The sequence below is a fragment of the Corallococcus praedator genome, from assembly GCF_003612125.1.
GTDB lineage: Bacteria > Myxococcota > Myxococcia > Myxococcales > Myxococcaceae > Corallococcus > Corallococcus praedator.
This window is the reverse complement of sequence record NZ_RAWI01000021.1, coordinates 41,011-51,719: the sequence shown is the minus strand read 5'-3', so window position 1 is coordinate 51,719 and position 10,709 is coordinate 41,011. Positions and strand designations below refer to the sequence as shown.

Here is a 10,709-nt window from a genome sequence, read left to right as displayed (position 1 = left end):
GGCCACCGGAAGGGGAGGGGGCGGGGCCGTGGGAAGCGCGGTCACCGCGTCGTCGCCAGCATAGCCCAGGGCCAGCTCGCGCTGGATGACCTCCCACACGGAGCGGCGGGTGAGCAGCTCGCCGTGGGCCACGCCGGAGACCTCCACGTTGAAGACGTTGGGCTGGCCGTTCACGTCCAGCACGGAGGAGGGGAAGAGCGCCACCGCGTCGTCGCGCGAGTAGATGGACGTGAGGCGCACGTGGCGCGGGAAGGCGCCTTCACCCAGGCGCTTGATGAAGGGCGACACGGGCGTGAGCTGCCACATGCTGCGGCTGAACCAGCCGAGCGTCGCGCACCCCAGGTAGGCCATGCGCGTGCCCCGGTGCGGCGTGCCCAGCGTGATGAGGCTGCGCACGCGGGTGTCTCCGCCCAGGCGCTTCACGTAGTACGTGCCGATGAGGCCGCCCTTCGAGTGCCCGATGATGGTGAGCGGCCCCATCTCCGGGTGGCGCTCGTAGAGCCGGTCCACCTTGCCCTGGACCTTGCGCGCCAGCTCGTCGATGCGGTGCGTGTTGAAGCGGTCCATCGTGCCGCCCAGGTGGATGGACCAGACGCAGTAGCCCTCGCGGCGCAGGCGGTGCTCCAGCACCTCCAGGACGCGGCGGGTGCTGAAGAAGCCGTGCAAGAGGAGCACTGGCCGGGGGCAGCGCTTGAAGTCCGTGCGCCGCACCACCTGGTTGCCACGCGGATCCAGGTCCAGGTAGCTGGTCAGGTACTTCAACTGACACTTCATCTTCCGGTACTGCATCACGAACGGATTCATGGCCGCCCCCGTCCCGCCCTGGCGGTGCGTGGATCGCCGCCCTCGACACGGGGCAAAGCTAGGGAGCGCTGGTCGCCCCGGCTTGGATCAGCCCGGGGCGTCTGTCCGCTTTCAGTCGGTGAAGTGCTGGAGGAAGTTGAGCAGCACCCGGTGCGCGAGCGGTGTGGGCGCGATGCCGGACAGGAGCCGGGGAACGAACTCCCCTGGGGCCGCCCCGCGCTCCTGGGCGAGCGCGTCCAGCTTCTCCTCCCGGGCCAGGATGACCGCGCGCATGGCGTCCGTGGGCATCTCCGGGTGGAACTGCACGCCGCGCACGTTGGGGCGGAAGGCGATGGCCTGGTGCGCGGTGTTGGCGTTGCCCGCGAGCACCGTGGCGCCCTCGGGCAGCCGGGTGACGATGTCCTCGTGCGTGGCCTGGACGGCGAAGCGCTCCGGCAGGCCGGCGAAGAGCGGATCCGCGCGGCCTTCATCCGACAGCGTCACCTCCACGGTGCCCGTCTCGCGGCCCTGGGGATTGCGTGACACCTTGCCGCCGTACTGTTCAGCGAGCAGCTGTTGGCCAAAGCACACGCCGAGCACGGGGATGCCCTGCTCGCCCGCCTCCACCATGAAGGCGCCGGCGCGCTCCATCCACGGCTCGCGCTGCGTCACGGACAGGGGAGAGCCCGTCATCATCACCGCGTCATAGCCGCGCGCGTCCTTCGGCAGGGGCGCGCCCTGGTGCACGGGGAGGATGTCGAAGCGTTGGCCGGACAGTCCGATGGTTTGCAGAAACCACCGGTCGTAGTCGCCTACCGATAGCCGCACGGACTCCGCCGCGTCGCCGGCTTTCAGGAGCAGGACGTTCTTCATGGGGGCAGCTTGCCGCGTCATGGGGCCATTCCTACCGTGTCCTGCCGTCCGTGTCCGGTGCCCGCCATTCCAAAATCGCCCGCGCGCCGTGCTCACCCAAAGGCTTCGCCATGACCGACGCTCGTTCGCTCACTCCCAAGCTCCCTGTGCTCAAGCTGCTCATCGACGGGCAGCATGTGGACCCCATCGAAGGGGGCACCTTCGCGGTGACGAACCCCGCCACCGGCCAGAAGCTGTGTGACGTGCCCGCCGGCACCGCCGCGGACGTGGACCGCGCCGTGAAGGCCGCGCGCCGCGCCTTCGAGTCCGGCCCCTGGGGGAAGATGACCGGCCGCGAGCGCGGCAAGCTCATCCGCAAGCTGGCGGACCTGCTCTACGAGCGCCGCGAGGAGTTCGCGCTCGTCGAGTCGCTGAACAACGGAAAGACCTTCAAGGACGCCATCCGGGGCGACGTGGCACCGGGCGCCGCCACGCTCGCGAACTTCGCGGACATGGCCAGCACCATCATGGGCGAGGTGCTGCCCGTGGACGGCCCGTTCCACACCTACGCGCTCAAGGAGCCGGTGGGCGTGGTGGGCGCCATCATCCCGTGGAACTACCCCACGTGCATGCTCGGCTGGAAGCTGGGGCCCGCGCTGGCCTCCGGCTGCACGGTGGTGGTGAAGCCCTCTGAATACACGCCGCTCACCGCGCTGAAGCTGGGCGCGCTGGCGCTGGAGGCGGGCTTCCCGCCGGGCGTCATCAACATCGTGACGGGCCTGGGCGACCCCGCGGGTGAGGCGATTGCCCGGCACCCGGACGTGGACAAGATCTCCTTCACGGGCTCCGGCCGCACCGCGCGCCGGTTGCTCCAGGCGTCCGCCGCGAGCAACCTGAAGAAGCTGACGCTGGAGCTGGGCGGCAAGAGCCCGCAGATCATCTTCGCGGACGCGGACTTCGACCGCGCGGTGGAGGCGTGCTTCTGGGGCATCTTCGGCAACAAGGGGGAGACGTGCAACGCGGGCAGCCGCGTGCTGGTGCACGAGAACGCCTACGAGCCCTTCGTCGCGAAGCTCGCGGAGAAGGCGCGCGCGCTGAAGGTGGGCGATCCGCTGGATGCGTCCACGGAGATGGGCGCGCTGGTGAGCCAGAAGCAGATGGAGATGGTGCTGGGCTACATCGAGAGCGGCAAGCAGCAGGGCGCGAAGCTGCTCGCCGGTGGCTCCCGCGACACGGAGGGCTTCAAGGCGAAGGGCTGCTTCCTGAAGCCCACCATCTTCGGCGACGTGAAGCCGGACATGAAGATCGCCCAGGAGGAGATCTTCGGGCCGGTGCTGAGCTGCCTGCGCTTCCGCGACGACGCGGAGGCGATGGCGATTGCGAACAACACGCCCTACGGCCTGGCCGCGTCCATCTGGACGGGCGACGTGGCCAAGGCGCACGCGCTGGCGAAGCAGGTGAAGAGCGGCGTGGTGTGGATCAACTGCTTCAACGAGTTCGACGACGCGGCCCCCTTCGGTGGCTACAAGGAATCCGGCTGGGGCCGGGACCTGTCCCACTTCGCGCTGGATGGCTACCTCCAGACGAAGGCCGTGTGGACGAAGCTGCCGTCGCCCTGAAGCCCGCGCCGTCCTCTTGCGCTGCGTTCCACCGAAGCAATCCGAATGACGAAAAGGAAGGTCCCGATGGCGTCGCGTCCCAAGGCCAAGGTGCTCACCCATCCGGCGATGGCCCGCCGTGTCCGCGCGAAGGAGAAGGGCCCGGGCACGGAGCGCGCGGCGGCCGGTCAGCCGGGAGACCTGGAGTCCACGCGTCGGTGGATGGAGGAGCGCAACGTCCGCAAGGTGAAGGTGGGCGCGGTGGACGTGGATGGCGTCTGGCGCGGCAAGTACATCTCCCTGGAGAAGTTCTTCAGCGCCGCGAAGAGCAACATGGGCTTCTGCGACGTCGTCTTCGGGTGGGACCTGGGCGACGAGCTGCTCGACAACACGAAGGTGACGGGCTGGCACACGGGCTACCCGGACACGCCCGCGAAGGTGGACCTGTCCACCGCGCGCATCATCCCGTGGGAGCCGGACACCGCGGCGTTCCTGCTCGACTTCGTGAACCCGGACGGCACGCCCTTCGAGGCGAGCCCCCGCCAGCTCCTCCAGAAGATGGGGCAGCGCGCACGCAAGCTGGGCTTCCTGCCGAAGTTCGGCTCCGAGTACGAGTTCTTCCTCTTCAAGGAGAGCCCGCAGAGCCTGCACGACAAGGGCTTTCAGGGGCTCACGCCGCTGACGCCGGGCATGTTCGGCTACTCGTGGCTGCGCACGTCCATGAACGCGCCGCTGGTGCACGCCATCATCGACGGCTGCAACGCGTACGGGCTCAACATCGAGGGCTTCCACACGGAGACGGGCCCAGGCGTCTTCGAGGCCGCCATCCGCTACGACACGCTGGAGCTGGCCGCGGACCGCGCGGCGCTGTTCAAGACGGTGGTGAAGGAGATCTGCGCGCGCCACGGCGTGTCCGCGTGCTTCATGGCGAAGGTGGACCCCAAGCTGCCCGGCTGTTCGGGCCATGTGCACCAATCGCTGTGGAACCTGAAGGGCGAGGACAACCTCTTCCACGACCCGTCCCAGAAGCACGGGATGAGCAAGCTGATGCGGCACTACATTGGCGGGCAGGTGGCGCTGATGCCGGAGCTCACCGCGCTCTACTGGCCCACCATCAACAGCTACAAGCGCAGCGTGGAGAACACCTGGGCGCCCACCACCGCGACGTGGGGCCTGGAGAACCGCACCTGCGCCATCCGCGTCATCGGCGACAGCGGCAAGTCCATGCGCATCGAGTACCGCCAGCTGGGCGCGGACATGAACGCGTACATCGGCATGGCGGCCAGCCTGGCCGCGGGCCTGTGGGGCATCGAGAACGAAATCGAGCCGCCCGCGCCCGTGCTGTCCAACGCCTACGAGGCGAAGAACACCAAGCCGCTGCCCCGCACGCTCAAGGACGCGGTGGCGCTCCTGAAGAACAGCGAGCGCGCGAAGGAGCTGCTGGGCGAGGGCTTCGTCGACCACTTCGTGCGCACCCGCGAATGGGAGGTGCGCCAGTACGAACGGGCGGTCACCTCCTGGGAGCTGCAGCGCTACCTGGAACTCATCTGAAAGGGACCTCCCCATGAAGCCTTTCGACATTCCCTCGGAGCCTCGCGTCACGGAGATGTCCTGGCCCACGCGCATCGTGTTCGGCGCGGGCGCGCTCCAGCGACTGCCCGCGCACGCGGCGCGGTTGAACATGAAGCGCCCCCTGCTGGTGACGGACGGGGGCGTGGTGAAGGCGGGCCTCGCCGCGCGCGTGACGGACGTGCTCAAGACCGCGGGCCTGGACTGCGCCGTCTACGACCGCGTGGAGCCCAACCCCACCGAGCGTGACGTCTTCGCCGGCCTGGAGGCGTACCGCGCCCACAAGAGCGACGGCATCATCGCGCTGGGTGGTGGCAGCGCGCTGGACGCGGGCAAGCTGGTGCAACTGCTCACGACGCACGAGCCGCCGCTCAGCCGCTACGACGACGCGAAGGGCGGCGACCAGTACGTGCGCGACGACCTGCCGCCGCTCATCGCCATTCCGACGACCGCGGGCACGGGTTCCGAGGTGGGGCGCTCCGGCGTGGTGACGCTGGCGGACACGGGCCGCAAGACGGTCATCTTCAGCCCGTACCTGCTGCCGAAGGCGGCCATCATCGACCCGGAGCTGACGCTGGGCCTGCCCCCGTCCGTGACGGCGGCCACGGGCATGGACGCGCTCACGCACTGCATCGAGGCGTACCTGGCCAACGGCTTCCATCCGCTCGCGGACGCGGTGGCCATCGACGGGGTGATGCGCGTGGGCCGCTCGCTGGAGACGGCGGTGAAGGAAGGCCGCGACCTGGTGGCGCGCACGGACATGATGGCGGCGGCGATGGAGGGCGCGATGGCCTTCCAGAAGGGCCTGGGCGCGAGCCACGCGCTGGCGCACGCGCTCACGCCCATCTCCGGGGTGCCGCATGGGCTCGCGAACGCCATCGTCCTGCCGGTGGTGATGGAGTTCAACCGCGCGGCATGCACAGCGCGGCTGGCGCGCATCTCCACCGCGCTGGGGGACACGTCCAACGCGCGGGAGGAAGTGCTCGCGGGCAACGCCATCGAGCGCGTGCGCAAGCTGGCGGCGGCCATCGGGATTCCCACGCGGCTGCGCGACGCGGGCGTGCAGGAGAAGGACCTGGAGCACATCGCGCAGAAGGCGTTCCTGGATGCTTCACACCAGGGCAATCCGCGCGCTGTCACGGAAGCGGACCTGCTGGCCATGGCCCGCGAGGCGTACTGAAGCCGTCTTCACGCCGCGCGCATTTCAGATTGTTTTCTGCGGGGCCGCTCCGAGGGGAATCGGGGTGGCCCCGCGTGCTTGGGGCCGTTGAATCAACCGGGCCCCCCTGCGTCAGAAGGTTCAGAACGCAGCACAACGCGGTTCACGGAGGCGGTCATGAAGGCGATGCTCAAGAAGGTGATGGTGGTGGTGGCGCTCGTTGCCAGCAGCCCGGTGATGGCCCAGAACGTCCACGGAGCCTCTTCTCTCGTGAGCCGCCAGGCCCAGAGCCGCATGGAGCGCGAGCGTCAGGAGCGCGAGCGGGTGGCCCGGCTGGAGCGCGAGCGGCAGGAGCGTCAGCGTCAGGAGCGCGAGCGTCAGGCCCGCATGGAGCGCGAGCGTCAGGAGCGGGAACGGCAGGCGCGGTTGGAGCGGGAACGCCAGGAGCGCGAGCGGGTGGCCCGGCTGGAGCGCGAGCGTCAGGAGCGCGAGCGGCAGGCGCGGATGGAGCGGGAGCGGCAGCAGCGCGAGCGTCTGGCTCAGCGCGGCGGCTGGAGCAGCTCGAAGTCCAACGGCGGCTGGCTGAACTGATCCGGTACGAGGACCTCTCACCGGATGCCACGCACTGAAGCGGTACCGAAGCCCGGGGGCGGGTCATCCACCCTCGGGCTTCGTCGCGTCCGGGGTCAGTCGTCCACGGGCTCCACGAGCTCCATGCTGCCACCGCCACTCACGGGGCCGGTGCCTCCGTCGGACGTCACCACACCGCCCGCGCCAACCACGCCGCCGGTCATCTCCGGCTCGCCCGTCTCGGGGACGAACTCCAGCGTCTCCACGAAGACGCGTCCCGGCAGGCGCATGTCCATGGCGGTGACGCGCTCCTTGTCGCGCAAGTCGTAGAGCTGCTGCGCCACCGGGCCCGCCTGCACGCGCTCGTCGGAGAAGAAGACGTAGACGCGCACCTTCCCCTCCTGCACGGGGATGCGGAAGCTGGTGTTCGCGACGGGCCTGTTCGCGTCACAGCGGATGGAGCGGTTCTCCCGCGTGAGCGTGAGCTGCCGGATGACGCCCTTCTCGGACATCGTGTACAGCAGGCAGTAGGGCAGCTGGCCCGCGGAGGGGATGACCTCCATCGTCGCCGCGCCCGTCTTCTTCAACTGGACCCGCGCGGATTTGTCGGGCGTCTTCGCCTCGTTGCAGGCCGCGCCCAACGCGAGCACCGCCACCAAGACCGTCCAGCGCGTCATGTGTCCCTCCTCAGGGAGCTTGGATTGGCGCAACGTCCCCAATCCTACCCCGGCCCCACGCCCTCCAGTCCGTGGCGATGTCCACGAACGCACGTGTGCCCGCCGAGTGCACGGTCGTGCACATGGCTGCCTGCGTCATCGCGGCGCGAGGGGCTATTCGGGGCGCTGGTAGACGATGACCTGCGGCGTCTCGTCCAGGTACAGCCCGGTGACGGGCGTGCGCGTGCCGAAGGCCTGCCACGTGAGGAACTCGTGCTCGCGGAACTCCTGGTGGTACTGGTACGCGACGATGTCCGCGTCGAACGGGCTGTTCACCGCTCGCACGTCGGGACGCAGCATCCCGTTGCGCTGGTAGTCGCGGAACGAGAAGCCGTTCACCTCGTGCAGGTAGACGCGCGCGCCCGGCTTCGCGTGTTCGTTGATCCACGGCAGCACGCCGGTGACGTGGCTGGACCAGAACTGCCGCTGCATGCCCAGCGTCGCCGCGCCCGCCTGTCCCCCCGCCAGCTCCGAGTACGCCGCCGTCCCATAGGGGAACACGTGCACCAGGGCCAGCAGCGCGGGCAGGAGCAGCAGCGCGAACACCGGCACCGTCACGGCGAAGGACGGCAGGGAAGGGCGCCGCGCCTTCAGCACCTCCCAGAGCGCGAAGCAGCCGCGCGCCACCGCCGCGCCCGCGAGGATGCCCAGGAAGGGCATGGACGGGAACCAGTGCTTCACACCGCCGAAGTGCGGCACCTGCGGGTGGCTGATGACCAGGATGGACGTCACCGCGTTGACGCCCACCAGGGCCTCGGTGGCGGTGGGCATCCGCACCCAGTCGCGCGTGCGCGCGCTCAGGCTCAAGAGTGCGCGGCCCACGAGCGCGAGGAACCCCGTCACCATGGGCGCGAAGAGGCTGGTGGGCACCGTCAGCGCCGTCTTCACGAGGACGTAGGTGAGCGGGAAGGGCGGCCCGCGCATCAGCGTGCCCAGGTAGAACCAAGCGTAGTGGTTGTGCGTCGCGTGGAAGGCCAGGTACCACGCCGTGCGGTCCACCGGCGCGTGCCACAGGTAGGGCCAGTGCAGGTAGAAGATGACGGGGCCCAGCACCGCCATCGCCGCCACCGGCACCAGCGCCCGCGTCACGGGCGCGCTCACCGGGGCCAGGTCGCGCAGCAGCCACACACTGCCCACCGCGAGCCCCACGAAGAACAGCGTGTGCGGGCTCAAGAGCAGGAACTTCTTCTGGAAGGCCTCGCCTCCGCCCAGCGCGACGACGAGCAGGCCGTAGAGCACCGCCACCGCCGCGAACAGGCCCACGAAGCGCCCCAGCCGCACGCGGGCCTCCGGCACGCCGTCGCTCACGGTCCACGCGCGCCACAGCGCGAAGGGCGTCAGCACGAACGGCAGGAACAGGGCGTTGTGCTTCGTCGCCAGCGCCAGCCCGAACGCCACGCCGCACGCGATGCCCCAGCGGGTGTCCTCCAGCGCGCGCCAGAAGCAGTACACGACGAGCAGCCACATCGCGGCCACCGGCATGTCGAAGCACGCCAGCTCCGCGTTGAAGTACTGCCGGGGCACCAGCAGGAAGGAGAGGGCGGCGAACAGCCCCGCGGCGCGGCCGTACAGTGCGCTGCCAAAGAGGAAGCACAGCGCGGGCACCAGCGCCGCCATGGCGAACGCGGGGATGCGGAAGGCCAGCGCGTCGCGCAGGCCCAGGCCGTCGTGGAAGAGCATGTGGCTCAGCCCGAACAGCGTCTTCATCAGCACCGGGTGCTCGTGGTTGTAGTCCCACGCGCGCACGATGGCGCTGTCGGTGAACGCCTGCGCGGGCGCTCGCACCAGCAGCCGGAACCAGCTTGAGTAGCCCTCCGCCGCCGCGAAGTAGACGCTCTCGTCGCGCGTGAAGCCCACCGCGGCCTCGGTGCTCCACAGCGCCGCGAAGGCCAGCGCCCACAGCACCCAGGCCACGAGCTTCTCATCGCGCGTCGCTGCCCGGCCCGTCATGGACGCACCCCCACCGCCGGCTCCAGCGCCATCACGTCCAGGCACACCTGCCGCGACTCCGCGTTGTCCGCCTGCACCCAGACCTTCACCGTGCGCGCGGGGCCGGGCGGCAACACCACCTCCGCCTTCTGCACGCCCTCACGGCCCGGGGGAATGGGCACGTCCAGCAGCCGCTGGCCGCTGGCCGCGTCGTCCACGCCCAGGTGCGCGGTGCTCAGGCGCGGGTCCTTCGGGTGCGCGAACTCGAAGATGATGCCGCCCTCCATCCGCAGGCCCAGGCCGGAGGGGACGCCGTCGAACTCCGCCACCAGCCGCTGCGGCCCACCGGGCGCGTGCATCCAGAGGCAGTTCCGGGGCTCGTAGAGGATTTCGTGCCACTCCCGCGCGACGTACAGGTGCGGCGGCCCCGGGCAGCGGTGCACGCGCCCGTCGAAGGGACAGTCCGTGCGCGCTCCGTCCGGCTGCTCCAGGTACACGCGCGCGCGGCTCACGACTTCGGACGCCACCCAGTGCCGGGGGCGGTGGCGGCCGTTCTCATAGAGGCGCAGCGACAGCGTGCCCAGGCGCGCTTCGGGCCCCAGCGCCTTGCGTCCGGGGAGGAAGGCCGCCTCGAACGCGCCGACATCCGAGCGGGGCAGCTCCGGCTGGCCCAGCACCCAGAGGCGCGGGTGTTCGCTCAGGTCCGCCTTGTCGGAGTCGAGCCACCCATGCACGGGCAGGTTGGACGGCACGAAGAGCCGGGCGCGCTCGGTCCACCAGGGGAACAGCAGCACGCCGTCCCCGGGGCGTGCGTCGCGGGCTAGCACTTCCGCCACGGCGCGCTCATCCGCGTCCGTGGGGAGCCGGCCCGGCAGCCTCAACTGGAAGGCGAGGCACAGGAGCGCGACGAGCAGCAGGCCCCCCAGCTCCACGAGGGGCAGGGCGCGCAGGAGCCTAGGACTTGGCAAGACGGATCTTCTGCTCGCTCTTTTCGCGGCAGAAGGTGCAGAAGATGTGGTCGCCCTGGTTGAAGGACGGCGTCCAGGGTGGATACATCGAGCAGCGCGGATCCAGGCAGTGGTGCAGCTCCCAGAGCGTGCCCAACTGGTGCAGCGCGTGGCGCGCGATGGGCTTGAAGTCCTTCTCCAGGTCCTTGAAGGGCGCGATGGTGAGCACCGCCCGGTCCTTGCCGTAGCGGGCGAAGCCCGTCGTCGGGGCCTTGCCGCTGAGCAGCTCGCGGTCCTTCAGCTTGCGCGAGGTGAGCAGCAGCACCTTGTCGTCCTTGTAGGCCCGGACGCCCTTCACCTCGTCCAGCAGCTTCTCGGCGTCCAGGGGCTCGGACATGCCCGCGGGTGCCTCCGCGGGGCCGCTGTGCTCGCTGCCCACGCCGAAGGCCGTGTAGAGCGTGCGGTTGAACTTGGCGAGCTGCTTGTCGTCGAAAGGGTCCAGCGTCACGACGCGAATCACGGGGCGTCACCTCGGCGGGAAGGCCCTCGCGGTGCCGGGCGCGCGGACTGACGCGACGCGGGCGGC

At 70.0% G+C, this 10,709-nt stretch carries 10 protein-coding genes; 4 read left to right on the top strand and 6 right to left on the bottom strand.

What is annotated here, in order from left to right; translation table 11 throughout:
• Both D7Y13_RS04810 and D7Y13_RS04805 read right to left on the bottom strand, forming a co-directional pair.
• A partial coding sequence (locus D7Y13_RS04810; RefSeq protein ID WP_147452421.1) for an esterase/lipase family protein occupies nucleotides 1-804 on the bottom strand: 804 nt, incomplete at its 3' end.
• A gap of 111 nt (nucleotides 805-915) precedes the next feature.
• Nucleotides 916-1,677 (bottom strand): glutamine amidotransferase, encoded by a 762-nt coding sequence (locus D7Y13_RS04805; protein ID WP_233595404.1) that lies wholly within the window; start codon nucleotides 1,675-1,677, stop codon nucleotides 916-918.
• Nucleotides 1,678-1,766: 89 nt separating this feature from the next.
• Between D7Y13_RS04805 and D7Y13_RS04800 the strand changes: the two genes are divergently transcribed.
• The 4 genes from D7Y13_RS04800 to D7Y13_RS04785 all read left to right on the top strand — a co-directional run bounded on the left by D7Y13_RS04800 (nucleotide 1,767) and on the right by D7Y13_RS04785 (nucleotide 6,552).
• A complete protein-coding gene (locus D7Y13_RS04800; protein ID WP_120532039.1) occupies nucleotides 1,767-3,254 on the top strand; it encodes an aldehyde dehydrogenase family protein in 1,488 nt (495 codons plus the stop codon).
• Nucleotides 3,255-3,320: 66 nt separating this feature from the next.
• Nucleotides 3,321-4,784, top strand: a complete 1,464-nt coding sequence (locus tag D7Y13_RS04795) for a glutamine synthetase family protein (RefSeq protein WP_199732717.1) — start codon at nucleotides 3,321-3,323, stop codon at nucleotides 4,782-4,784.
• A 13-nt stretch (nucleotides 4,785-4,797) separates the two neighbouring features.
• Complete coding sequence (locus D7Y13_RS04790) at nucleotides 4,798-5,982, top strand: iron-containing alcohol dehydrogenase (protein ID WP_120583012.1); 1,185 nt, start codon at nucleotides 4,798-4,800, stop codon at nucleotides 5,980-5,982.
• Between the two features lie 156 nt (nucleotides 5,983-6,138).
• Nucleotides 6,139-6,552, top strand: a complete 414-nt coding sequence (locus D7Y13_RS04785) for an ATP-dependent DNA helicase (protein ID WP_120532037.1) — start codon at nucleotides 6,139-6,141, stop codon at nucleotides 6,550-6,552.
• Between the two features lie 95 nt (nucleotides 6,553-6,647).
• Here the strand turns inward: D7Y13_RS04785 and D7Y13_RS04780 are convergent, their stop codons facing one another.
• The 4 genes from D7Y13_RS04780 to D7Y13_RS04765 all read right to left on the bottom strand — a co-directional run bounded on the left by D7Y13_RS04780 (nucleotide 6,648) and on the right by D7Y13_RS04765 (nucleotide 10,643).
• Complete coding sequence (locus D7Y13_RS04780) at nucleotides 6,648-7,208, bottom strand: hypothetical protein (RefSeq protein WP_120532036.1); 561 nt, start codon at nucleotides 7,206-7,208, stop codon at nucleotides 6,648-6,650.
• 153 nt (nucleotides 7,209-7,361) lie between these two features.
• On the bottom strand, nucleotides 7,362-9,197 hold the full coding sequence (locus tag D7Y13_RS04775) for an ArnT family glycosyltransferase (RefSeq protein ID WP_120583011.1): 1,836 nt from the start codon (nucleotides 9,195-9,197) through the stop codon (nucleotides 7,362-7,364).
• On the bottom strand, nucleotides 9,194-10,144 hold the full coding sequence (locus D7Y13_RS04770; protein ID WP_120583010.1) for a hypothetical protein: 951 nt from the start codon (nucleotides 10,142-10,144) through the stop codon (nucleotides 9,194-9,196). The genes D7Y13_RS04775 and D7Y13_RS04770 overlap by 4 nt, the downstream gene beginning before the upstream one ends.
• Nucleotides 10,131-10,643: a zinc metalloprotease gene (locus tag D7Y13_RS04765; protein ID WP_120532033.1), complete on the bottom strand. Its 513-nt coding sequence runs from the start codon at nucleotides 10,641-10,643 to the stop codon at nucleotides 10,131-10,133. Before D7Y13_RS04765 ends, D7Y13_RS04770 begins: the two co-directional genes overlap by 14 nt.
• Nucleotides 10,644-10,709 lie beyond the last annotated feature (66 nt).

Excerpts from the sequence above, each read along its gene's own strand:
- D7Y13_RS04800 (WP_120532039.1), top strand. The coding sequence starts at position 1,767 with ATGACCGACGCTCGTTCGCTCACTCCCAAGCTCCCTGTGCTCAAGCTG.
- D7Y13_RS04805 (WP_233595404.1), bottom strand. The coding sequence starts at position 1,677 with ATGACGCGGCAAGCTGCCCCCATGAAGAACGTCCTGCTCCTGAAAGCC.
- D7Y13_RS04785 (WP_120532037.1), top strand. The coding sequence starts at position 6,139 with ATGAAGGCGATGCTCAAGAAGGTGATGGTGGTGGTGGCGCTCGTTGCC.
- D7Y13_RS04775 (WP_120583011.1), bottom strand. The coding sequence starts at position 9,197 with ATGACGGGCCGGGCAGCGACGCGCGATGAGAAGCTCGTGGCCTGGGTG.
- D7Y13_RS04795 (WP_199732717.1), top strand. The coding sequence starts at position 3,321 with ATGGCGTCGCGTCCCAAGGCCAAGGTGCTCACCCATCCGGCGATGGCC.
- D7Y13_RS04790 (WP_120583012.1), top strand. The coding sequence starts at position 4,798 with ATGAAGCCTTTCGACATTCCCTCGGAGCCTCGCGTCACGGAGATGTCC.
- D7Y13_RS04780 (WP_120532036.1), bottom strand. The coding sequence starts at position 7,208 with ATGACGCGCTGGACGGTCTTGGTGGCGGTGCTCGCGTTGGGCGCGGCC.